At 74.7% G+C, this 21,303-nt stretch carries 20 protein-coding genes; 11 read left to right on the top strand and 9 right to left on the bottom strand.

Annotated elements, in window-relative coordinates; genetic code table 11:
• Nucleotides 1-35: 35 nt before the first annotated feature.
• On the bottom strand, nucleotides 36-1,388 hold the full coding sequence (locus ACZ6ZI_RS07730) for a GAF domain-containing protein (protein WP_469517492.1): 1,353 nt from the start codon (nucleotides 1,386-1,388) through the stop codon (nucleotides 36-38).
• Nucleotides 1,389-1,729: 341 nt separating this feature from the next.
• Between ACZ6ZI_RS07730 and ACZ6ZI_RS07725 the strand changes: the two genes are divergently transcribed.
• Together ACZ6ZI_RS07725 and ACZ6ZI_RS07720 are read left to right on the top strand one after the other, a co-directional pair.
• Complete coding sequence (locus ACZ6ZI_RS07725) at nucleotides 1,730-1,912, top strand: hypothetical protein (RefSeq protein WP_363055343.1); 183 nt, start codon at nucleotides 1,730-1,732, stop codon at nucleotides 1,910-1,912.
• Between the two features lie 23 nt (nucleotides 1,913-1,935).
• Nucleotides 1,936-2,487: an MOSC domain-containing protein gene (locus ACZ6ZI_RS07720; RefSeq protein WP_469517488.1), complete on the top strand. Its 552-nt coding sequence runs from the start codon at nucleotides 1,936-1,938 to the stop codon at nucleotides 2,485-2,487.
• Between the two features lie 101 nt (nucleotides 2,488-2,588).
• On the opposite strand, the gene ACZ6ZI_RS07715 is transcribed toward ACZ6ZI_RS07720, so the two are convergent.
• The gene (locus ACZ6ZI_RS07715; RefSeq protein ID WP_469517485.1) at nucleotides 2,589-3,398 is read right to left on the bottom strand and encodes a hypothetical protein; all 810 of its coding nucleotides are present in this window, start codon (nucleotides 3,396-3,398) and stop codon (nucleotides 2,589-2,591) included.
• 170 nt (nucleotides 3,399-3,568) lie between these two features.
• On the opposite strand from ACZ6ZI_RS07715, the gene ACZ6ZI_RS07710 reads away from it, so the two are divergent.
• Entirely contained in the window at nucleotides 3,569-4,483 is a 915-nt protein-coding gene (locus ACZ6ZI_RS07710) for an oxygenase MpaB family protein (protein WP_469517480.1), read from the top strand.
• A gap of 55 nt (nucleotides 4,484-4,538) precedes the next feature.
• On the opposite strand, the gene ACZ6ZI_RS07705 is transcribed toward ACZ6ZI_RS07710, so the two are convergent.
• The gene (locus tag ACZ6ZI_RS07705) at nucleotides 4,539-5,156 is read right to left on the bottom strand and encodes a class I SAM-dependent methyltransferase (RefSeq protein WP_469517478.1); all 618 of its coding nucleotides are present in this window, start codon (nucleotides 5,154-5,156) and stop codon (nucleotides 4,539-4,541) included.
• Between the two features lie 167 nt (nucleotides 5,157-5,323).
• On the opposite strand from ACZ6ZI_RS07705, the gene ACZ6ZI_RS07700 reads away from it, so the two are divergent.
• The 5 genes from ACZ6ZI_RS07700 to ACZ6ZI_RS07680 all read left to right on the top strand — a co-directional run bounded on the left by ACZ6ZI_RS07700 (nucleotide 5,324) and on the right by ACZ6ZI_RS07680 (nucleotide 10,466).
• Nucleotides 5,324-6,112 carry an MHYT domain-containing protein gene (locus ACZ6ZI_RS07700; protein WP_469517475.1) on the top strand — a complete coding sequence of 263 codons (789 nt, stop codon included), beginning with the start codon at nucleotides 5,324-5,326 and terminating at the stop codon, nucleotides 6,110-6,112.
• A 175-nt stretch (nucleotides 6,113-6,287) separates the two neighbouring features.
• Nucleotides 6,288-8,981: a sensor histidine kinase gene (locus tag ACZ6ZI_RS07695; RefSeq protein ID WP_469517473.1), complete on the top strand. Its 2,694-nt coding sequence runs from the start codon at nucleotides 6,288-6,290 to the stop codon at nucleotides 8,979-8,981.
• Entirely contained in the window at nucleotides 8,981-9,424 is a 444-nt protein-coding gene (locus tag ACZ6ZI_RS07690; protein WP_469517471.1) for a roadblock/LC7 domain-containing protein, read from the top strand. Before ACZ6ZI_RS07695 ends, ACZ6ZI_RS07690 begins: the two co-directional genes overlap by 1 nt.
• The gene (locus ACZ6ZI_RS07685) at nucleotides 9,421-9,819 is read left to right on the top strand and encodes a DUF742 domain-containing protein (protein ID WP_469517468.1); all 399 of its coding nucleotides are present in this window, start codon (nucleotides 9,421-9,423) and stop codon (nucleotides 9,817-9,819) included. Before ACZ6ZI_RS07690 ends, ACZ6ZI_RS07685 begins: the two co-directional genes overlap by 4 nt.
• A complete protein-coding gene (locus tag ACZ6ZI_RS07680) occupies nucleotides 9,819-10,466 on the top strand; it encodes a GTP-binding protein (RefSeq protein ID WP_469517464.1) in 648 nt (215 codons plus the stop codon). The genes ACZ6ZI_RS07685 and ACZ6ZI_RS07680 overlap by 1 nt, the downstream gene beginning before the upstream one ends.
• Nucleotides 10,467-10,493: 27 nt before the next feature.
• On the opposite strand, the gene ACZ6ZI_RS07675 is transcribed toward ACZ6ZI_RS07680, so the two are convergent.
• Nucleotides 10,494-10,931: a PPOX class F420-dependent oxidoreductase gene (locus ACZ6ZI_RS07675; RefSeq protein ID WP_469517461.1), complete on the bottom strand. Its 438-nt coding sequence runs from the start codon at nucleotides 10,929-10,931 to the stop codon at nucleotides 10,494-10,496.
• 106 nt (nucleotides 10,932-11,037) lie between these two features.
• Between ACZ6ZI_RS07675 and ACZ6ZI_RS07670 the strand changes: the two genes are divergently transcribed.
• Together ACZ6ZI_RS07670 and ACZ6ZI_RS07665 are read left to right on the top strand one after the other, a co-directional pair.
• Entirely contained in the window at nucleotides 11,038-11,436 is a 399-nt protein-coding gene (locus tag ACZ6ZI_RS07670; RefSeq protein ID WP_042800536.1) for a roadblock/LC7 domain-containing protein, read from the top strand.
• Nucleotides 11,437-11,840: 404 nt separating this feature from the next.
• Nucleotides 11,841-12,533, top strand: coding sequence for a DUF6397 family protein (locus ACZ6ZI_RS07665; protein ID WP_469517458.1), 693 nt, complete (start codon nucleotides 11,841-11,843; stop codon nucleotides 12,531-12,533).
• Here ACZ6ZI_RS07665 and ACZ6ZI_RS07660 read toward each other — a convergent pair.
• The 3 genes from ACZ6ZI_RS07660 to ACZ6ZI_RS07650 all read right to left on the bottom strand — a co-directional run bounded on the left by ACZ6ZI_RS07660 (nucleotide 12,497) and on the right by ACZ6ZI_RS07650 (nucleotide 16,515).
• Nucleotides 12,497-12,898 (bottom strand): YchJ family protein, encoded by a 402-nt coding sequence (locus ACZ6ZI_RS07660; RefSeq protein WP_469517455.1) that lies wholly within the window; start codon nucleotides 12,896-12,898, stop codon nucleotides 12,497-12,499. The genes ACZ6ZI_RS07665 and ACZ6ZI_RS07660 overlap by 37 nt on opposite strands.
• A gap of 70 nt (nucleotides 12,899-12,968) precedes the next feature.
• Nucleotides 12,969-13,868, bottom strand: coding sequence for an acyl-CoA thioesterase (locus ACZ6ZI_RS07655; RefSeq protein WP_469517452.1), 900 nt, complete (start codon nucleotides 13,866-13,868; stop codon nucleotides 12,969-12,971).
• A 124-nt stretch (nucleotides 13,869-13,992) separates the two neighbouring features.
• On the bottom strand, nucleotides 13,993-16,515 hold the full coding sequence (locus tag ACZ6ZI_RS07650; protein WP_469517449.1) for a DEAD/DEAH box helicase: 2,523 nt from the start codon (nucleotides 16,513-16,515) through the stop codon (nucleotides 13,993-13,995).
• Nucleotides 16,516-16,660: 145 nt separating this feature from the next.
• On the opposite strand from ACZ6ZI_RS07650, the gene ACZ6ZI_RS07645 reads away from it, so the two are divergent.
• On the top strand, nucleotides 16,661-17,452 hold the full coding sequence (locus tag ACZ6ZI_RS07645) for a metal-dependent hydrolase (protein WP_363055358.1): 792 nt from the start codon (nucleotides 16,661-16,663) through the stop codon (nucleotides 17,450-17,452).
• Nucleotides 17,453-17,586: 134 nt separating this feature from the next.
• Here ACZ6ZI_RS07645 and ACZ6ZI_RS07640 read toward each other — a convergent pair whose 3' ends face one another.
• Complete coding sequence (locus tag ACZ6ZI_RS07640) at nucleotides 17,587-19,368, bottom strand: ABC transporter ATP-binding protein (RefSeq protein WP_469517445.1); 1,782 nt, start codon at nucleotides 19,366-19,368, stop codon at nucleotides 17,587-17,589.
• Nucleotides 19,365-21,251: an ABC transporter transmembrane domain-containing protein gene (locus ACZ6ZI_RS07635; protein WP_469517443.1), complete on the bottom strand. Its 1,887-nt coding sequence runs from the start codon at nucleotides 21,249-21,251 to the stop codon at nucleotides 19,365-19,367. Before ACZ6ZI_RS07635 ends, ACZ6ZI_RS07640 begins: the two co-directional genes overlap by 4 nt.
• Nucleotides 21,252-21,303 lie beyond the last annotated feature (52 nt).

Below are 21,303 nucleotides of genomic sequence, written 5' to 3'. Positions count from 1 at the left end.
GCGCCGCCCGCCGTCGGGCGGCGCTCGCGGGCAGGCTAGGGGCGCCGGGGTTGCGGGGACGTTGCACGCCCGGTGGAGGGGCGGGCGGGGAGCGATCCCGGCGCCGGCTGCCGCGGCGCCGGCCGGAGCGGGTCCGCGCCCAGCTCCGCGTCGAGCGCCCGTACGCGGGCCAGGGCCGCCGGCCGACCGGCCGCGGGCGCGGCGTCCGCCAGGGCCCGCCACACGTCGCGGTCCTCCGCGCCCCACGGCCGGCACACCCAGTCGGCCAGCAGCCCCGCGTCCGCCCGCGCGATCACCGCCGCCCTCGCCTGGTCCTCGATGCGCCGCCGCAGCCGTACGACGCCGGGCGCGCGGGAGGCGGGCAGCAGCGGTCCCGGGTAGCGGGTGAGGGCCGCCGAGACGGCGCCGGCCGCCAGGTGCCGGGTCACGGCCGTGAAGTCGGCCTCCAGCGGCACCGCGGTCCGGTACGGGCGGCTCGACAGCGCGCCGGCGCCGAGCAGGGCCCGCAACCGTGACAGCTCCGCGCGCACGGTCACCGCGGACACCGACTCCTCCTCCTCGTACAGGGCGTGGGCCAGTTCCTCCCCGGACAGGCCCTCCGGATGGTGCGCGAGCAGCGTCAGGATCTCGCTGTGCCGCCGCCCGAGCGGGATCCGCCGGCCGCCGAGCACCAGCAGCGCCTCGTCCCGACCGAGCGCGGCCAGGGTGTCGCGGTCGCCGGCCGGCGGCGGGGCGAGCAGCGCCAACTGCCCCTCGGCGGCCCGCGCCACCGCCTGGACGAAGGCCAGCGAATGGGGGTGGGCCAGCCCGTCGCCGCCCGTGATGTCCACCGCGCCCAGCACCAGACCGGTCGCCGGGTCCCGCACCGGCGCCGCGGCGCAGGTCCAGGGGTGGACGCGGCGGCTGAAGTGCTCCGCCCCGAAGACCTGCACGGGCCGGCCGACGGCGACCGCCGTACCCGGCGCGTTGGTGCCCATCGTCGCCTCCGCCCAGCGCGAGCCCGGAACGAAGCCCAGGCGCTCGGCCCTGCGCAGGGTGGCCGGTTCGCCCTCCACCCACAGCAGCCCGCCCCGCGCGTCGCACACCGCCAGCAGGTGCGCGCCGTGCGCGGCGAACGCCCCGACGAGGTCGCGGAACAGGGGCATCACCCGGGCCAGCGGATGCTCGTCCCGGTAGGCCCGCAGGTCAGGCTCCGCCAGCTCCAGCCGGGGAGCGCACTCGGGACTGACGCGCGCCCGCGCGCACCGCCGCCAGGACGTGGCGATCACCGACCGCACCGGCGGCTCCACGCGCCCGTCCCGGGTGAAGGCGGTGTGGGCCCGCCGCAGGACGCGACCGCGTTCGGCGGGATCGGCCCCGCCCGGCAGTGCCAACGACGGATCGGCCATGCGTCCTCCCGGGGACGGTGGTGCGCGGGAACGCGGGAATGCGGGGCTGTGCGGGAAGCGGGTCCGCGCGGGCGGGGCGGGCGCGTCCGCGCGGGCGGGGCGTGGGCGGGCAGTGGGCGGGCGTGGGCGGGCGTGGGCGCCCTCATCGTCGTGCCGCCCCGCGAGCCCGACAAGCGCCGCGTCGGCCAGTCCGCGCCGAAACCCGGCCGGGCTGGGACGGGGCCTGGCGGGTCCCGTCCCCGTCCGTGAACGTCGGCGGCGTGGGAACGTACGGGAGGGCCCGGGCGTTCACCGGACAGCCGCCCGAGCGGGCGGGCAGGGTCCGGAGGAGGTGTTCGAGGGTGTCGAGGAACGGGAAGGTCGCGGTCGCCGGAGTCGCGGCGGCCGTCGTGCTGTTCTGGTTGGTCGGATTCTGGGCGGGACTGGTGGTCCTCATCGGGGTTCCGGCCGTCGCCTACCTCCTGCTGGACCCCTCCCAGCGGCGTCGACTGCGGGGCGGTTCCAGAAGGCAACTCGGCCGCTGAGGCCGACGAGGGGGGAATCTTCGATGGACACCGGCACCGCACGGGTGGCGGCGGTCAGCAGCAACGGCGTGTACTCCTTCACCAAGCCCGTCCGGGAGAGCATCACCCTGCTCACCGGACTGGGCGTGGAGGGGGACGTGCACGCCGGGGTCACCGTCCGGCACCGCTCGCGCGTGGCCCAGGACCCGACCCGGCCGAACCTGCGCCAGGTACACCTGATCCACCGCGAGCTGTTCGACGAGGTGGCCGCGGCCGGCTTCGACGTCGGACCGGGCGGTCTCGGGGAGAACGTGACCACGCAGGGCCTGGACCTGCTCGCCCTGCCGACCGGCGCGCTGCTGGGCCTCGGCGGGGAAGCCGTGGTCGAGGTGACCGGCCTGCGCAACCCCTGCCGGCAGATCGACGACTTCCGAGGCGGACTGCTCAAGCAGGTCGTCGGACGGGACGAGGAGGGCCGTCTCGTCCGCAGGGCCGGGATCATGGGCGTCGTCCGCCGGGGCGGCACGATCCGCCCGGGGGACGTCATCACGGTCACCCTCCCGCCGCTCCCGCACGTCCCGCTCGAACGGGTCTGACGGGGCCGGACGGGTCTTGGCGGGGCCGGGCGTGTCCGACGCGTCCGGCCCCGGTGGGCGCCCGGGGACACCCGCGCGCTCCCGACGCCGGGCGGCCGGGCTCACGCCGGCCGGAGGGCGACCCGGTCCAGTGCCGTCAGCAGGTCCGCCAGCGCGGGCAGGTCGGCGGGGCCCTCGCGCAGCGCGGGTGCGCCCGTACGCGGGACGCTCAACACCTCGCCCGGCAGCTCGTCCAGCAGGACGAAGGCCGCGCCGTCGGTCCGGGCCACCAGCGACCAGCCGGGCCCGTCCGCGCGCAGCGTCCGCGTGCCCTCGCCGGCGAAGGAGGACCGCACCCGGCCCGGGGGCGGCGTCTCCCGTGCGTAGGCCACGGCCTCGCGCAGCGCCCGCGCCAGACCGGGGTGTGCCGCCGAGGCCGCCCCGCCGTCCTCCGCCTCCCGCCCGCCCCAGTCCGCCCACTCACGGGCGATCTGGTCCGCGCCGAGACGCCGTTGCACCGGGCCCCACGCGTCCGCCGAGGGCGGCGCCAACGGCACCCGACCGGTACCGTCCGCGCCCTGTTCCGGGTCGTGCGGTTCCGGTATCCCGGGCGCCGCCACGGTCAGGTCCAGCGGCCAACCCGCCAGCGACACCACGATGCTCCGCTCGTCCGGCGACAGCTCGTGGTCGATCCCGCAGTCCCAGGCGGCGACGGCGGAGGCCACCAGCGCCACGTCGTCCACGACGACCGTCCAGCGGGCCCCCTCCTGGTCCTGCCCGAGCACCAGCCCGTACCCGTCGGGGGCCGGCGGGATCCCCAGCAGCGCGCAGGCCTCCGGGAAGTCGTCACCGAGCATCGTCGGGAACCGCGTGGGGGTCAGCAGTACGGCGGTCAGCACGTACAGCGAGCCCCCGTCCTCCTCGTCGGACACGTGCCCTCCCGATTCCGACGCCGTCTCGTCGGCGCACCTTAACCAGCGACCGGCGGAGCCGTCGAGGGTTTCCGCACGCCGATCCGCGTCCATCCGTGCCGGTCAGGCCCTCACGCCCACGGTCGCCGCCCGCACGTAGAGTTGGGGCCCCGCGACAGAAAGGGAGACCGGTGCGTCGTTACGATCGGCTGAGGGAGATCCTCCGTCTCGACCCCGACAAGGACTTCCTGACCATCTACCGGCTCACCGCCACCTACGAGTTCCCCTGGGACTTCACCCGGGCCCTCGAACTGGCCCTCTTCCGGACCTACGCCGTCCCCGCCATCGGCGGCCTGCTCGCCGAGACCGCCGAGTTCACCGAACGCACGCAGAAGCGCTACGACGACACGGCCCTGCTCCTCGACGCGGTCGTCGAGCACGGCTTCGACAGCGACACGGGCCGCACCGCGATCCGGCGCGTCAACCAGATGCACCGCGGCTACGACATCTCCGACGACGACATGCGCTACGTCCTGTGCACCTTCGTGGTGATCCCCGCCCGCTGGATCGACGCCTACGGCTGGCGCCCCCTCACCCACCACGAACGCCGGGCCTGCGCCAACTACTACGCCACCCTCGGCCGTCACCTGGGCGTCAAGGAGGTCCCGGGCACCTACGAGGAGTTCGAGGAGACCCTCGACGCCTACGAGAAGGCCCACTTCGGCCCGTCCGAGGGCGGCCGCGAGGTCGCCGACGCCACCCTCGACCTGATGGCCTCCTGGTACCCGAGCCCGCTCGCCCCGGCGGTGCGCGGCGGCGGTCTCGCCCTGCTCGACGACTCCCTGATCGACGCCTTCCGCTACGAGGCCCCGCACCCCCGCGTCCGCCGGCTGGTCCGGGGAGCCCTGCGGCTGCGCGGTCGGGCGGTGCGCCTGATGCCGCCGCGCCGCGCCCCGCACCACGCCCGCCAGAACCCGGAGATCAAGGGCTACCGCGACGGCTACGACGTGGGCGAGCTCGGCACCTTCCCCGTCCCCGGCGCGGGCGGCTGCCCCGTGCCCCCTCCGCGCCGCCCCGCCGGAGCCGAGGCGCAGCCGCCCGCTTAGCCGCGACCGGTCACGTACCGGTCACGTACCGGTCCCGGCGCCGGTGCCGGCGGCGTCAGTCCCGGCGGGTCGCCAGGACCAGGAAGCGGGAGTCCTCGTCGGCGTACGAGGTCAGCTCCCAGCCCGAGGCGGACAGCAGGGGGCGGAGGTTGGGCTCGGCGCGCAGGTCGTCCGGGGTGAGCGCGCGGCCGTGGCGCGCGGCGAGCGCCGCCCGCCCGATCGGGTGGAACAGCGCGAGCCGGCCTCCCGGGCGCACCACGCGGGCGAGTTCGCCCAGGTTCGCCCCGGGGTCGGGCAGGTGCGCGATCAGTCCGGCGGCGAACACCGCGTCGAGGGCGCCGTCGCGCAGCGGGAGCCGGGCGACGTCCGCGCGCAGCAGGGCGCCGGCCCCGGCCCGGCCGGCCCGCGCGGCAGCGGCCAGCATCGGGGCGGTGACGTCGACGCCGAGCACGGTTCCCCCTGGTCCGACCGCGGCGCGCAGCGCGGGCAGCGCCCGGCCGGTGCCGCACCCCGCGTCCAGCACCCGGTCGCCCGGGGCGAGGCCGAACTCGGTGACGGCGGTCGTGAAGGCGGGCCCGTCGTCGGGGAACTTGCGGTCCCAGTCGTCGGCGCGCACCCCGAAGAACTCCTGCACGCGTGCGGGGTCCTCGCTCTTTCGGTCATTACGGCTCATGCGGTCATGATCCCGCACTCCCCTCCCGGGGCCGGCTGCGGACCGTGCGCAAGGTGGCGCGCCGTGTGATCGAAGACGAACGTATCTCTGTCATATTCCAGCAGTTGCAGCGGCTTTCGGAATGCTCCCCTTGTTCGTGCCCTCACCCGGACTAGCGTCCCGTGGCCATGGGACACCTGGACCACGCAGCCTACGGGTGGCTTACGCCCGTGCTGTCATACGTGATGGCGTCGATCGGCGCCGCCCTCGGCCTGCGCTGCACCGTTCGCGCGCTCGCGGCCACCGGAGCCACCCGCCGCAACTGGCTCCTCACCGCGGCCTCCGCCATCGGCACCGGCATCTGGACGATGCACTTCGTCGCCGTGCTCGGCTTCCACGTCACCGGCACCGAGATCCACTACGACGTACCGCTCACGCTCCTGAGCCTGTTCGTCGCCATGCTCGTCGTGGGCGCGGGGGTGTTCGCCGTCGGCTACGGCAGGAACCGCGGCCGGGCCCTCGTGCTCGGCGGGCTCACCACCGGGCTCGGCGTCGCCAGCATGCACTACCTGGGCATGGCCGCCCTGCGACTGCACGGCCGGGTCTCCTACGATCCCCTCGCCGTCGGGCTCTCGATCGCCATCGCCGTCGTCGCGGCCACCGCCGCCCTGTGGGCCGCGCTCAACATCAAGGCCCCGGTGGCCGTCGCCGCCGCCTCGCTCGTCATGGGCCTGGCCGTCAGCAGCATGCACTACACCGGGATGCTGGCCGTCACCGTCCGCGTCACCCCCTCCGACCAGGCCCTGCCCGGAGCCACCGCCATGCAGTTCATCTTCCCGCTCGCGGTCGGACTGGGCTCCTACCTCTTCCTGACCGCCGCCTTCGTGGCGCTCTCCCCGACGGCGGACGAGCGGGCCGCCACGGCCTCCGCCGCGACCGTGCGAGGTCCCGGCGCCAGCGCCGCGCCCGTCCACTGACCCCGGGCGGCGGCGGCCTCCGCCCGCGGCCCGCCTCCGCCCGCCCGTCGCCGACCCGCCCGTCGCCGACCCGCCCCGACCGCACCGCCCCACCCGCGTCGCCCGGTCCCCCCGCCGCGATCGGTCGACCCGAAGCCCGCCACCGCATCCGTGCACCGCCCGGAACGAGGAGTCCATGCGCACACCCCGCACCAGACCCGAGGCGGCCGCGCCACCACGACAGCCCGCGCCGCGCGGCCGCCGGGCGCACGCCGGTCCGCCTGCCGACGAGGCCGCCGCGCCGGATCCCCTCCGTACGACCCACCCGGTCGGGGAGGCGGCGCCCGCCCGCCGACGGGTCCGGCTGCGGCCCGCGACGGTCCGGGCGAAGATCATCTCGCTGCTCATGCTCCCCGTGGTCTCCCTCCTCGCCCTCTGGGGCTTCGCCACCGTCAGCACCGCCCGCGAGATCGCGAGGCTCGGCGACGTCCGCCAGGTCGACGCCACCCTGCGCACCCCCCTCGCGGCCGCCCTCACCGAGCTCCAGGCCGAACGCCGGGCCGCCGTCCGCTTCCTGGCCGACCCCGCCTCCGACCAGGGCCCCGCCCTGGAGCAGCAGGCCCGCCGCACCGACGCCGCCGTGAAGCGGCTGCGCCTCGGCGACCGGCACACCGTCGCCGACACCGGCGACCACCCCACCGAGGTCGTCGCCCGACTCGGTGCCTTCGTCACCGCCGCCGAAGCGCTCACCGGCGCCCGGACGGACGTCGCCGCCCGCCGCATGGGCCCCGACGCCGCGTACGAGACGTACACCCGCGTCACCGAGGCCGCCCTCGCCGCCGAAGGCGCCCTCTCCGGCGGCGAACACCCCGCGCTGGGCCCCGGGGCCCGCGTCCTGCTGGAGTTCGCCCGAGCCGGGGAGATGCTGTCGCGGGAGGACGCGCTGCTCGCCGTCCCCGCCGCGCCGCGCTCCGCCGAAACGCTCCGCCGCCTGGCCGGAGCCGTCGAGACCCGGCGCGCCCTGTCCGGAGCCGCCGCCCGGGACCTGCCCGCCGGCCCGCGCGCCGCGTGGGAGACGGTGGTGAGGAGCGCGGCGTACGAGGAGCTCACGACCGCCGAGGACAAGGCCCTGGCGGCGTACGCCCCGACGCCCGCGGGCACGGGCACGGGCGCGGGCACGGGCGCGGGCGCGGGCGGCAACGGCGCGAAGGACCCGAAGGACGCGCGGGACCCGAGGAAGGCCGAGGAGGCAGGCGGCACCCCCGCCGGTTGGGACGCCGCCCACGCGAGCGTCGGCTCCTCCATGCGCGAGATCGCCGGCGCCGCGCACGCCCGCCTCGTCGGGGACGCCGACCCCTTCACCGAGGGCGCGATGGGGCCGGCGGGCGCCGCCGTGCTGCTGGGGCTCGTCGCCGTCGCCGCCTCGCTCGTCATCTCCGTCCGCATCGGCCGCGCGTTGGTCGTCGAGCTGGTCTCCCTGCGCAACACGGCCCTGGAGATCGCCCACCGCAAACTGCCGCACGCCATGGACCGGTTGCGGTCCGGGCAGGACATCGACGTGGCGGCCGAGGCGCCGACCGGCGCGGTCGCCGACGACGAGATCACGCAGGTCGGCGCGGCCCTGAACACCGTCCACCGGGCCGCCCTCAGCGCCGCCGTCGAACGCGCCGAACTGGCCGACGGGATCAGCGGCGTCTTCGTCAACCTCGCCCGCCGCAGTCAGGTCCTCGTCCACCGGCAGCTCAACCTGCTCGACTCGATGGAACGGCGCGCGGACGATCCGGCCGAACTCGGCGACCTCTTCCGCCTCGACCACCTCACCACCCGGATGCGCCGCCACGCGGAGAGCCTGATCATCCTCTCGGGAGCCGCCCCCGGCCGCGCCTGGCGGACTCCGGTGCCGCTGACCAACGTGGTCCGCGCGGCCGTATCCGAGATCGAGGACTACCCGCGCGTCGACGTGCGCGGTCTCGCCGAGGCCGCCGTCGTCGGCTCGGCCGTCGCGGACCTCACCCACCTCCTCGCGGAACTGATCGAGAACGCGGCGCAGTTCTCCCCGCCGCACACCAAGGTCCGCGTCAGCGGGGAGACCGTCGGCGCCGGGTACGTCCTGGAGGTGGAGGACCGGGGGCTCGGCATGGGCCGCGAGGCGCTGGCCGACGCCAACCGCCGCATCGAGCAGTCCGAGGACCTGGACCTCTTCGACAGCGACCGACTCGGCCTCTTCGTGGTGAGCCGCCTCGCGGCCCGCCACGGGGTACGGGTCCACCTGAGGACCTCGCCCTACGGCGGCACCACCGCCGTGGTGCTGCTGCCGGGCGTGCTGCTCCAGGCGGCCATCGAGCCCCCGCCCGCGGGCGCCGCGCGGCCGGAGCGGCACGCCGAACCGGCCGCACGGCCGACGCCCCCGCGGCAGCCCCCGGCGGGCCCTCGACCCCGGCCGGCGGGAGCGGATCCCCGGCCGGCCCCCGAGGTCGAGGAGCCGCGCCCCGCACCGGTGGCGGCGCTGCGCCCGCGCGGCCCCGGCGGCACACCGCCGCGTACGCAGCCCCGTACGCCGTCCCCGGCCCCGGCCGCGGCCACGCCCGCGCCGCCGTCCCCGTCCGCGCCCTTAGCGGCGCAGCCCGCCCCGCAGGCTGGGGCCTCGGCCGGGACGTCGGGCGGGGCGGCTTCGGTGACCGAACTGCCGCGCCGGGTGCGCCAGGCCAGCCTCGTCCCGCAGCTGCGCGAGGCCCACGGGGCCGGGGGCATGGACGGCGGGGGCCACACCGGGGCGTCGAAGGCCCGTAGCCCCGAAGAGGCCCGCGACCGGATGGCCGCCTACCGCGACGGGTGGGCACGCGGCTCCCGGGAGAACTCCCCCCACGCAGGCAGCGAAGGAGAAGTGTGATGATCGAACACCACAGGGTCGACCTCGACGGGTTGCGCCGCACCGGCGAACTGGACTGGCTCCTGGACGACATGGTGGTGCGGGTCCGCGAGGTCCGGCACGCGGTCGTCCTGTCCAACGACGGCCTCGCGGTCGGCTCCTCCAGCGCCCTGAGCCGGGAGGACGCCGAGCACCTGGCGGCGGTGGCCTCGGGATTCCACAGCCTCGCCAAGGGTGCGGGACGCCACTTCCACGCCGGGGGCGTGCGCCAGACGATGGTGGAGATGGACGAGGGGTTCCTCTTCGTCGCCGCCGCCGGAGACGGTTCCTGCCTGGCCGTCCTCAGCGGGGCCGGGGCCGACATCGGCCTGATCGCCTACGAGATGGCCCGCCTGGTCAAGCGGGTCGGCGAGCACCTCTACGCCCCGCCCCGCTTCGCGGTCCGCCCGCCGGCCGCCGGGTGAGCGCGGCGGTCCGGGCCGTGGAGGACCAGTGGTACGACGCCGAGGCGGGCCCGCTCGTGCGTCCGTACGCCCTGACCGGCGGACGGACGAAGCCCGGACCGCACGGGGTCCGCTTCGACCTGATCGCGCTGGTCGTGGTGGACCCGGCGGCGGGCGGGGCGGACGAGTCGCTGTTGGGCCCCGAACACCTCGCGCTGCTCGGGCTCTGCCGCGCCGAGACCCAGTCGGTGGCCGAACTCGCGGCGGACGCGGACCTTCCGGTGGGTGTCGTACGGGTCCTGCTGGGGGACCTGCTGGAGGCGGGGCACGTCAAGGTCAGCCGCCCGGTGCCGCCCGCGCGGCTGCCCGACGAGCGGATTCTGCGGGAAGTCATCGAGGGATTGCGAGCACTGTGATGGGACTGCGGGACAACGGACCGGCGGGGCGGGCGGGTTCGGAGGCGGACGAGGAGGAGACGTCCGCACTCGCGCTGAAGATCCTGGTGGCCGGGGGGTTCGGCGTCGGCAAGACCACGCTCGTCGGCGCGGTCAGCGAGATCCGGCCGCTGCGCACGGAGGAGGCGCTGAGCGAGGCGGGCGAACTGATCGACGACACGGCCGGCGTCGACCGGAAGACCACGACCACGGTCGCGATGGACTTCGGGCGGATCACCATCCGCTCCGGCCTGTCGCTGTACCTGTTCGGGACGCCCGGCCAGGACCGGTTCTGGTTCCTGTGGGACGAACTCTCGCAGGGCGCGCTCGGGGCGGTGGTGCTGGCCGACACCCGGCGGCTGGAGGACTGCTTCCCGGCCGTCGACTACTTCGAGCACCGGCGGATCCCGTTCGTGGTGGCCGTCAACTGCTTCACCGAGGCGCGGCGTTACGGGGAGACCGAGGTGGCGCGCGCACTGGACCTGGAGCAGGGGACACCGGTGGTGCTGTGTGACGCGCGGGACAAGGACTCGGGGAAGGAGGTGCTGATCCGGCTGGTCGAGTACGCCGGGCGGGTGCACACCGCCCGGCTGCTCGACTCGGTGGCGCCCCGGGCCGGTTCCGCATGAGGCGGAACCGGTCGGCTCGGCGAGCGCTCAGTCGGCGATGCCGGCCAGGGCGATCACCTTGTCGATCGGCACCCGGACGAGGAGTTCGCCGGGGACGCCGTTGCGGCGACCGAAGGCCTCGCCGCGCTCCTCGCCCATGTACCGGGCGCCGATCCGGGTCGCCCAGTGGAGCAGCCCCTCGGGGTCGTCCTCGTGGCCGCTGATCCGGGCCCGGCCCTGGAGGACGACGTAGGAGAAGGGCGGGCGGTCGTCGTCCACGCAGAGGGCGACCCGGCCGTCCCGGGCCAGATTCCGCCCCTTGACGGTGTCCGCACCGGTGTTGAACACGAAGGAGTCGCCGTCGAGAACGAACCAGATGGGAGCGATGTGCGGGCTCCCGTCCGCGCGGACCGTGGAGAGCTTCCCGGTGCGGGTCGAGTGCGAGACGAACGCCCGCCATTCCTCTTGAGTCATCTTCTGTGCCATGGGTCCATCCTCCTTGCCGGAAAGCCGCTGGTGGGGAAGGCTGGCGGCACGACTACGCGGGGTGGGGCGCGGCCACGTCGGCCGCGTCGACGGGGAGGGGCTGGAAATGGCACTGGACAAGCAGCTCGACTGGCTTCTGGACGATCTGACGCGCAGGGTGCAACAGGTCCGGCACGCGGTGGTGTTGTCGAACGACGGGCTGGTGACGGCCGCGAGCGCGGGCCTCGCGCGGGAGGACGCCGAGCACCTGGCGGCCGTCGCCGCCGGGTTGCAGAGCCTGGCCAAGGGGTCGGGGCGACACTTCCGGGCGGGTGAGGTGCGCCAGACGATGGTCGAGTACGACGAGGGCTTCCTCTTCGTCGTGGCGGCCGGATCGGGCAGTTGCCTGTGCGCGCTCAGCGCCGCCGAGGCCGACATCGTGCAGGTGGCCTACGAGATGACGCTGCTGGTCAACCGGGTCGGGGAGCACCTGGGGGTCGCGGAGCGGCGGATCACCGGGGGCTGAGCGGGCGCCGAGCCGGAGTCGGGCTCCGAGCCGGAGTCGGGGCGTCGCGGGGCGGGGCGTCGCGGGGCGGGGTGAGGGTTATCCACAGGCCTCGCGCGGTTCGGTCGCGGGGAGTTACGGTCTTCACACAGAGTGATCGCCGCCAGGGTGATCGGCACTCGTGGGGGAGGACCGTGATGAAGGTGGAAGCGCCGGTGTGTACGTCCGTGGGCAGGGGAGCGGACGGCGATCGGGAAGACGTGCGGGGCGTCGCCGAGCGGTGCCCCGAACAGGACCGGACGCCTCCGGGGACGGGGCCGGGGCCGGGACCGCGCGGAGCCGGGGGACCGCGGCCGCAGCCACTGCTCGGTGGGGTCCGGGCGGCTCTTGAACTGGGTCTGGGCCGAGGCGAGTTCGTCCGGGCCGTGCAGTTGGGGTTGGTACGGCCCGTCCCGCGCGCCCCGGCGGGACCGGCGAGGTTCCTGCGGGCCGAGGTGGAGCGGGTCCGGGCACGGGAGGGGTTCCCCGAGGCGCTGCGCGCCCGGTTGGAGACCGTGGCCGGCGCCGACGCGGGCGCGGAGGTGCTGGGCATCGGGCCGAGCCGCTTCACCCGGCTCGCGCGCTGCGGGCACCTCACACCGCTCGGCTACCGGATCAACCGCTACCGGGTCGTCGTCTGGTCGTACCCGGTCGCGGAGTTGCGGGAGTTCGCGGCCCGGGAGCCGGGGATGCTGCGGGGGGTCGCCTCCCCGAGGGACCGGGAGCTCGTCGAGGCCCGGGCGGACCTGCGCCCGCGCCGGTGGCGGGCCCGGCACGTGGGGCTGTCGCTCAGAGCGACCGCCGACCCCTGGGAGCGGGCCGCGGTGCTCGCGTCCGTCCTGCCCGAGGAGGCGGTACGGGCGGCCGTGCCCGATCCGGCCGAGCGCATCGTGCTCGCCGCCCTCGCACCGCCCCCGCCGTACGGCCACCCGCGGGTCCCGGCGGCCGAGGCGGTGGCCCGGGCGCTGTTGACGGCCGACCTCCCGGAGGAGGCCGACTGGTACCGCACCAGCCTCGACTTCGCGCTGCGGGGAGCGCGCGCTCAGTCGAACTCGACGGGCGAGAGGGGGCCGACGTAGACCCAGGCGCCGTCCTCGCGGGAGAAGTCGCTGTGCTCGCGCAGGGAGCCCGTGTGCCGCCCCTCGCGGTAGTGGGCGCGGAACTCCACCGCCCCCCGGGTCTCGAACATCCCGCCGCGCTCGGTGGCGAGGATCTCCAGCCGTTCCCAAAGCTGTCCGGGGTCCAGTTCCAGCCGGGGCGGCCGGGTCGTGGAGTGCCAGGAGCGGAGCAGGTAGGCGGTGTCGCCGACGGCGAAGGCGCTGAAGCGCGAGCGCATCAGCAGCTCCGCCGTGGGGGCCGCCTGGGCGCCCGAGTGGAAACGGCCGCAGCACGCCGCGTAGGTGGCGGGCAGCCCGCAGGGGCAGGGACGGTCGGGGGTGGACATGGCGGTTCTGTTCTCCGGGAGGGAAGGCGGTGACGGTGGGGGCGGGCCGGCCTTGGGGGAGGCCCGTGGCTCAGACGGTCGGGCCGGCCGGGTGCGTCTTGGGGGAGTAGGGGCGGAAGAGTCCCTCCTGGACCACGGAGACCAGCAGCCTGCCCTCCAGGTCGTAGATGCGGCCGCGGGCCAGGCCCCGGCCGCCGTGCGCGATGGGTGACTCCTGGTCGTAGAGGAACCACTCGTCCGCCCGGAAGGGCCGGTGGAACCACATGGCGTGGTCCAGCGAGGCCATGTCGAATCCGCGCATGCCCCACAGCGGTTCCACGGGGATGCGCACGGCGTCGAGGAGGGTCATGTCGCTGGCGTAGGTGAGGGCGCAGGTGTGCACGAGCGGGTCGTCGCCCAGGGGGCCGACCGCCCGCATCCACACCGCGCTGCGCGGATCGGCGTCCTTGAGCTCCTGCGGGGTCCAGCGGAGCCGGTCCACGTACCGGATGTCGAAGGGCTGCCGGCGGGCCATCCGCTCCAGGGCCTCGGGCAGCGCGCCGAGGTGCTCGCGGATCTCGTCGGCGACCTTCGGGAGCGTGTCCGGGTGGGGGAAGTCGAGGCGGGGAGGCAGCTGGTGCTCGATGCTGCCCTCCTCCGGGTGATGGAAGGAGGCGGTCAGGTTGAAGATGGTCTTGCCCTGCTGGACCGCGGTGACGCGGCGCGTGGTGAAGGAACGCCCGTCGCGCACCCGTTCCACCTGGTACACGATCGGCACCCCGGGAATGCCGGGGCGCAGGAAGTACGCGTGCAGCGAATGGACCGGGCGGTCGCTCTCGGTGGTGCGGCCGGCGGCCACCAGGGCCTGGCCGGCCACCTGTCCGCCGAACACGCGCTGGAGGGACTCCTGGGGACTGGCGCCCCGGAAGATGTTGACCTCGATCTGCTCCAGGTCGAGCAGATCGACCAGTCTCTCGGCAGGGTTCGTCATCACGGGTTCTCCACGTTCTCCGCTGTCGGGTCCGGCGGGTGTCGCGCGTGCCGGGGAAGGGGTGGGGGTGACGGGTCGGGCGGACCGGGCCGGCCCCGTGGGGCCGGCCGCGGGGCCGTCGCGGTCAGAGGGCGCCGAGCTCGCCCACCGAGGTGACCCGCAGGACGGCCCGGCCCTCCTCGTCGGAGGCCGCGAGGTCGACCTCGGCGCTGATGCCCCAGCCATGGTCGCCGTTCGGGTCGGCGAAGGTCTGGCGGACGCGCCACAGGCCGTGCGCCGGGTCCTCCTCGATCTGCAGGAGCTTCGGGCCGCGCGCGTCGGGGCCGGTGCCCAGGTCGTCGTACTCGTCCCAGTAGCCGTCCATGGCCTCGCCCCAGGCGTCGGCGTCCCAGCCGGACTCGGCGTCCAGCTCGCCCAACTGGTCGACGTGGTCCAGGGCGGCCAGCTCCACCCGGCGGAACATGGCGTTGCGGACCAGCACGCGGAAGGCGCGGGCGTTCGCCGTGACCGGCTTGACCTGGTCGGCCTTCTCCTGGGCCTGCTCCGCCGTCTCCACCTCCGGGTTCGCCAGCTGCTCCCACTCGTCGAGCAGGCTGGAGTCGACCTGGCGGACCAGCTCGCCCAGCCAGGCGATGAGGTCCTGGAGGTCCTCGGACTTCAGGTCGTCGGGGATGGTGTGGTCGAGCGCCTTGTACGCGCTCGCCAGGTAGCGCAGCACGATGCCCTCGGTGCGGGCCAGCTCGTAGAAGGAGGTGAACTCGCTGAAGGTCATCGCGCGCTCGTACATGTCGCGGATGATCGACTTCGGGGAGACGGGGTGGTCGCGGACCCACGGGTGGCTCTTGCTGTACACGTCGTACGCGTGGAGCAGCAGCTCTTCGAGCGGCTTGGGGTAGGTGACCTCCTGGAGGCGCTCCATGCGCTCCTCGTACTCGATCCCGTCCGCCTTCATCGCCCCGACGGCGATGCCGCGCTCCTTGTTCTGCTGCGCGGCCAGGATCTGACGCGGGTCGTCGAGGGTGGACTCGACCACGGAGACCATGTCCAGCGCGTAGGACGGGGACTCGGGGTCCAGCAGGTCGAAGGAGGCCAGCGCGAACGTGGACAGCGGCTGGTTCAGCGCGAAGTCCTGCTGGAGGTCGACGGTGAGCCGGATCGTGCGGCCCTCGGCGTCCGGGGTGTCGAGCTTCTCCACGACACCGCCGTCCAGCAGGGACCGGTAGATCGCGATGGCCCGACGGATGTGCCGCAGCTGGGCCTTGCGGGGCTCGTGGTTGTCCTCCAACAGGTGGCGCATCGCCTTGAAGGCGTCGCCCGGCCGCGCGATGACCGACAGCAGCATGATGTTCGTGACCTTGAAACGCGAGGTCAGCGGCTCCGGGTCGGCCGCGATCAGCTTCTCGAAGGTGGTGTCCGACCAGGCGACGAACCCCTCGGGAGCCTTCTTGCGGACGACCTTGCGGCGCTTCTTCGGGTCGTCGCCCGCCTTCGCGAGGGCCTTCTCGTTCTCGATGACGTGTTCGGGGGCCTGCGCCACCACGAAGCCCGCCGTGTCGAAACCGGCGCGGCCGGCGCGGCCGGCGATCTGGTGGAACTCGCGGGCCCGCAGCGTGCGGACCCGGTTGCCGTCGTACTTGGTGAGGGCCGTGAACAGCACCGTGCGGATGGGGACGTTGACGCCCACGCCCAGGGTGTCGGTACCGCAGATCACCTTCAGCAGACCGGCCTGCGCCAGCTTCTCCACGAGCCGCCGGTACTTGGGCAGCATGCCCGCGTGGTGCACGCCGATGCCGTGCCGCACGTACCGGGACAGGTTCTGGCCGAACTTCGTGGTGAAGCGGAAGTTGCCGATCAGATCGGCGATCTTGTCCTTCTCCTCACGGGTGCACATGTTGATGCTCATCAACGACTGCGCCCGCTCGACCGCCTGCGCCTGGGTGAAGTGCACGATGTACACCGGGGACTGCCGGGTCTCCAGCAGCTCGGTGATGGTGTCGGTGATCGGCGTGGTGACGTACTCGTACGACAGCGGAACGGGCCGGGTCGCGGAGCGGACCACCGAGGTCGGCCGGCCCGTGCGGCGGGTCAGGTCCTCCTCGAACCGCTTCACGTCGCCGAGGGTCGCCGACATCAGGACGAACTGCGCCTGCGGCAGCTCCAGCAGCGGGATCTGCCACGCCCAGCCGCGGTCCGCCTCGGCGTAGAAGTGGAACTCGTCCATCACGACCTGGCCGATGTCGGCGTACTTGCCGTCCCGCAGCGCGATGGAGGCCAGCACCTCGGCGGTGCAGCAGATGACGGGGGCGTCGGCGTTCACGGAGGCGTCGCCGGTCAGCATGCCGACGTTCTCGGTGCCGAACAGCTTGCACAGGTCGAAGAACTTCTCCGACACCAGGGCCTTGATCGGCGCCGTGTAGAAGGTCACCTTGTCCTGGGCCAGCGCGGTGAAGTGCGCGCCGGCGGCGACGAGGCTCTTGCCGGAGCCCGTCGGGGTGGAAAGGATCACGTTCGCCCCGGAGACGACCTCGATCAGCGCCTCCTCCTGCGCCGGGTACAGGGTGATGCCCTGGTCCTCCGCCCACGAGGAGAAAGCCTCGAAGAGGGCGTCGGGGTCGGCGTTCGGCGGGAGCTGATCAATGAGGGTCACGCCCCCCATCTTGCCTGGCTTCTCACCGGAAGAGGGAACCGGCGGACGCAAGGAAGATCATCGCAGGTACTCTGTGCCGTCGAGGCGGCCCGAACGAAACCATCGACGGGGCCCCACCACGACGGGACCGGGGCGGGAAACGAGCATGATGGGTCCGGCGCACTCACTGTCCGGGGCGGCCGCCTGGCTGGGGGTGGGCGCGGCGACCGCCGCCGCGGGACACCCGATGCCCTGGCCCGTCCTCGTCGTCGGCGCGCTGATCTGCGCGGGCGCCGCCCTCGCACCCGACCTCGACCACAAGTCGGCGACGATCTCCCGCGCCTTCGGCCCCCTCTCCCGGGGCCTGTGCGAGGTGGTCGACAAGCTCTCCTACGCCGTCTACAAGGCCACCCGCGCCCCGCGCGACGCCCGCCGCACCGGCGGCCACCGCACCCTGACCCACACCTGGCTCTGGGCGGTGCTGATCGGCGCCGGCTCCTCCGCCCTCGCCGTGAGCATCGACCGCTGGGGCGTGCTCCTCCTGCTCTTCGTCCACCTGGTCCTGGCCGTGGAGGGGCTGCTGTGGCGGGCCGCCCGGATGTCCAGCGACATCCTCGTCTGGCTCCTCGGCGCGACCAGCGCCTGGATCCTCGCGGGGGTCCTGGACGAGCCGGGCAACGGCGCCGGTTGGCTGTTCACCGCCCCCGGCCAGGAGTACCTCTGGCTCGGCCTGCCGATCCTGCTCGGGGCCCTCGTCCACGACATCGGCGACGCGCTCACGGTCTCCGGCTGCCCGATCCTGTGGCCCCTGCCGATCGCCGGCAAGCGCTGGTACCCGGTGGGCCCCCCGAAGGGGATGCGGTTCCGGGCGGGCAGCTGGGTGGAGCTGAAGGTCCTCATGCCGGCGTTCATGCTGCTCGGCGGTGTGGGCGGCGCCTCGGCCCTCGGGTTCATCTGAGCCGTCCCCCGGCGGGCTTACCGGGCGGGCCCACCGGACCGGCGCCCCCGGACGGCCGCCCCCACCGGAGCCCGCCGGTCGGGCGGGATCCGGTGGGGGGACGGGCTCAGCCGGGACGGGCTCAGCCGTGGGGCTCAGCCGTGCCAGGAGCGCCACAGCGCCGCGTACGCGCCGTCGGCGGCCACCAGCTCGTCGTGGGAGCCCAGCTCGCTGATGCGGCCCTCCTCCACGACCGCGATCACGTCCGCGTCGTGCGCGGTGTGCAGGCGGTGGGCGATGGCGATGACCGTCCGGCCGTCCAGCACCCGGGCCAGGGAACGCTCCAGGTGCCGGGCCGCCCTCGGGTCCAGCAGCGACGTCGCCTCGTCCAGCACCAGCGTGTGCGGATCCGCCAGGACCAGCCGGGCCAGGGCCACCTGCTGCGCCTGCGCCGGCGTCAGCGCGCTCCCGCCGGAACCGACCTCGGTGTCCAGACCGGCCTCCAGGGCGCGCGCCCAGCCGTCCGCGTCCACCGCGGTCAGCGCCGCCCACAGCTCGGTGTCCGCCGCGCCGGCCCGCGCCAGGCGCAGGTTGTCGCGCAGGGAGCCGACGAAGACGTGGTGCTCCTGGTTGACCAGCGCCACGTGCTCACGGACCCGTTCCGCCGGCATCCGCGACAGCCGCGCGCCACCGAGGGTGACCTCGCCGGTCCGCGGCGCGTAGATGCCCGCCAACAGCCGGCCGAGGGTGGACTTGCCCGCCCCGGAGGGCCCGACCAGCGCCATCCGGGTGCCCGGCGGCACGGACATCGACACCCGGTGCAGGACGTCCACGCCCTCGCGGTACCCGAAGCGCACCTCGTCCGCGCGCACGCCGCGCCCCTGCGGGGCGACGGTCTCGTCACCGGCGTCCGGTTCGATCTCGTGGACCCCCACGAGCCGGCCCAGCGAGACCTGCGCGATCTGCAGTTCGTCGTACCAGCGCAGGATCAGCCCGATCGGGTCGACCATCATCTGCGCCAGCAGCGCCCCCGTCGTCAGCTGCCCCACCGACATCCAGCCCCGCAGCACGCAGTAGCCGCCGATCAGGAGCACCGCGCCGAGGATGGTCACGTAGGTGACGTTGACGACCGGGAAGAGGACCGTGCGCAGGAACAGCGTGTACCGCTCCCAGGCCGTCCACTCCTTGATCCGCCGCTCCGACAGCTCGATCCGGCGCCCGCCCAGGCGGTGCGCCTCCACCGTGCGGCCCGCGTCCACCGTCTCGGTGAGCGCCGCGGCGACGGCCGCGTACCCGGCCGCCTCCGAACGGTACGCGGAGGGCGCCCGCCGGAAGTACCACCGGCAGCCGATCACCAGGACGGGCAGCGACAGCAGCGCGGCCAGGGCCAGGGGCGGGGCGGTCAGCGCGAGCGCCCCGAAGAGCAGCCCCGCCCACACCACGCCGATGGCCAGCTGCGGCACGGCCTCGCGCATCGCGTTGGCCAGCCGGTCGATGTCGGTGGTGATCCGCGACAGCAGGTCGCCGGTGCCGGCGCGCTCCAGCACCCCCGGCGGCAGGCCCACGGAACGCACCAGGAAGTCCTCGCGCAGATCGGCGAGCATCTCCTCGCCGAGCATCGCCCCGCGCAGCCGCACCATGCGGGTGAACACGGTCTGCACGGTCAGCGCCGCGGTGAACGCGAGCGCCACCCACCCGAGGTGGAGGTCCCGCGCGCCGCGCGCGAGCTCGTCCACGACCCGTCCCAGCAGGTACGGGCCGACCATGGAGGCGACCACGGCGACCGCGTTGACGGTCACCAGCAGCACGAAGGCCCGCCGGTGGCGCAGGAACAGGTCGCGCACGTAGCCCCGTACCGTCGCCGACGTGCCCACGGGCAGGGTGGCGGCGGTCTCGGGGGCCGCCGGATCGTATTGCGGCGGTGCCACGCCGATCATGCGGATTCCTCGATCTCTGTGAGTGCTTCTTCCATCTCCGCCAGCCGCTGTTCCTCGTCGGTCTCGCGGGTGACGACGGCCCGGTAGCGCGGCTCGGTGCGCAGCAGTTCGCGGTGCGTGCCGGTGGCCGTCGCCCGGCCCTCGTGGACGAGGACGACCCGATCGGCGCGGTCCAACAGCAGCGGGGACGAGGCCAGGACCACGGTGGTGCGTCCGGCGCGCAGGGAGCCGATCCCGTCGGCGATCCGGGCCTCGGTGTGGGAGTCGACCGCGGAGGTCGGCTCGTCCAGCACCAGCACCTCCGGGTCGGTGACCAGGGACCGTGCCAGGGCGAGGCGTTGGCGCTGCCCGCCGGACAGGGACCGGCCGCGTTCGGTGATCCGGGCGTCCATGGGGTCGTCCACCCCGTCGGGCGCGGACTGGAGCAGGGCGTCCAGGACGTCGCCGCACTGCGCCGCCGTCAGGGCCCGCCCGGGCTCCACCGCACCCGAGGCCGGTACGTCGAGCAGCTCGCGCAGGGTCCCGGACAGCAGCACCGGCTCCTTGTCCTGTACGAGGACCAGCTCGCGCGCCGTGTCCAGCGCGAGGGCGTCCAGCGCCACCCCGCCGAGCAGCACCGAGGGCTCCTCGGCGGCGACGGGGCCCGAGGGGCCCGCGGGTCCCTCCAGCGGGTGCCCGCCCAGGCGCTCGGCGAGTCGGCCCGCCAGGTCCGGGTCCCCGCACACCACGGCGGTGAACCGTCCGGCCGGGGCCACCAGCCCCGTCACGGGGTCGTACAGGTCCCCGCCCGGCGCCGGGGGCGCCGGGGGCGCGGTGTCCCCGGCGAGGGCTCCGGCTCCGGCAGCGGTCCCGGCAGCGGTCCCGGCGTCGGCTTCGGCTTCGGTCTCGGTGCGCGTCAGCGCCAGGACGCGGGCCGCGCGCGCGGCGGACGGCCGCGAGAAGGAGTACGCCATGGCGATCTCCTGGAAGTGCCGCAGCGGGTACAGCAGGGTGGCCACCGCGCTGAAGGCGGCGACGAGTTCGCCCACCTCCAGCCGCCCGTCCAGGACGAGTCCCGCGCCGTACCAGACGACCACGATCAGCAGGACGCCCGGCAGCATCACCTGGATCGCCGCGATCAGGGCCCACATCCGGGCACTGCGCACGGCGGCCTCGCGGACCTGCTGCGAGGCCTCGCGGTAGCGGCCCAGGAACAGTTCCTCGCCGCCGATGCCCCGCAGCACCCGCAGGCCCGCCACGGTGTCGGAGGCCAGCTCGGTGGCCTTGCCGGCCTTCTCGCGCTGCACGTCGGCGCGTCGCGTGGCGCGCGGCAGCAGCGGCAGGACGGACAGGGCCAGCACCGGAACGCCGACGGCGACGACCACGCCGATGGCGGGCGCGTAGAAGAGCAGGCCGACGCAGATGGCGACGACGGCGACCACGGCGGCGAGGAAGCGGGAGACCGCCTCGACGAACCAGCCGATCTTCTCGACGTCGGCCGTGGAGACCGCGACCACCTCGCCGGCCGCGACGCGTCGGGTCAGGGCGGAGCCCAGCTCGGCGGTCTTGCGGGCGAGCAACTGCTGCACCCGCGCGGCGGCGGTGATCCAGTTCGTGACGGCCGTGCGGTGCAGCATGGCGTCGCCGACGGAGATCGCGATCCCGAGGGCGACCATCAGGGCGCCGACGAGCAACAACCCCCGCCCGTCGCGCCGTACGACCGCCTCGACGCCCAGGCCCACCGCGTAGGGCAGGGCCGTGACCCCGCAGAAGTGCAGCACCCCCCACGCCAGGCTCTTGGCCTGTCCGCCGAGCTGTCCCCGGCCGAGCCACAGCAGCAGGCGGGGGCCGGAGCGGGCGTCGGGTACCCCGGGATCCGGATACGGAAGATCGCTGATCTGCATGACGCCCCATGACTGGTCGAGTGGTCCAAACCGAGCAAGGTTCGCCTTCCGG

The organism is Streptomyces sp. NPDC103540 (assembly GCF_055584445.1).
Note: the sequence above shows the minus strand (reverse complement) of the source record. Positions and strands in the feature narration are given on the sequence as shown.

Excerpts from the sequence above, each read along its gene's own strand:
- ACZ6ZI_RS07730 (WP_469517492.1), bottom strand. The coding sequence starts at position 1,388 with ATGGCCGATCCGTCGTTGGCACTGCCGGGCGGGGCCGATCCCGCCGAA.
- ACZ6ZI_RS07720 (WP_469517488.1), top strand. The coding sequence starts at position 1,936 with ATGGACACCGGCACCGCACGGGTGGCGGCGGTCAGCAGCAACGGCGTG.
- ACZ6ZI_RS07705 (WP_469517478.1), bottom strand. The coding sequence starts at position 5,156 with ATGAGCCGTAATGACCGAAAGAGCGAGGACCCCGCACGCGTGCAGGAG.
- ACZ6ZI_RS07700 (WP_469517475.1), top strand. The coding sequence starts at position 5,324 with ATGGGACACCTGGACCACGCAGCCTACGGGTGGCTTACGCCCGTGCTG.
- ACZ6ZI_RS07695 (WP_469517473.1), top strand. The coding sequence starts at position 6,288 with ATGCGCACACCCCGCACCAGACCCGAGGCGGCCGCGCCACCACGACAG.
- ACZ6ZI_RS07690 (WP_469517471.1), top strand. The coding sequence starts at position 8,981 with ATGATCGAACACCACAGGGTCGACCTCGACGGGTTGCGCCGCACCGGC.
- ACZ6ZI_RS07680 (WP_469517464.1), top strand. The coding sequence starts at position 9,819 with ATGGGACTGCGGGACAACGGACCGGCGGGGCGGGCGGGTTCGGAGGCG.
- ACZ6ZI_RS07675 (WP_469517461.1), bottom strand. The coding sequence starts at position 10,931 with ATGGCACAGAAGATGACTCAAGAGGAATGGCGGGCGTTCGTCTCGCAC.
- ACZ6ZI_RS07670 (WP_042800536.1), top strand. The coding sequence starts at position 11,038 with ATGGCACTGGACAAGCAGCTCGACTGGCTTCTGGACGATCTGACGCGC.
- ACZ6ZI_RS07660 (WP_469517455.1), bottom strand. The coding sequence starts at position 12,898 with ATGTCCACCCCCGACCGTCCCTGCCCCTGCGGGCTGCCCGCCACCTAC.
- ACZ6ZI_RS07655 (WP_469517452.1), bottom strand. The coding sequence starts at position 13,868 with ATGACGAACCCTGCCGAGAGACTGGTCGATCTGCTCGACCTGGAGCAG.
- ACZ6ZI_RS07645 (WP_363055358.1), top strand. The coding sequence starts at position 16,661 with ATGATGGGTCCGGCGCACTCACTGTCCGGGGCGGCCGCCTGGCTGGGG.
- ACZ6ZI_RS07640 (WP_469517445.1), bottom strand. The coding sequence starts at position 19,368 with ATGATCGGCGTGGCACCGCCGCAATACGATCCGGCGGCCCCCGAGACC.
- ACZ6ZI_RS07635 (WP_469517443.1), bottom strand. The coding sequence starts at position 21,251 with ATGCAGATCAGCGATCTTCCGTATCCGGATCCCGGGGTACCCGACGCC.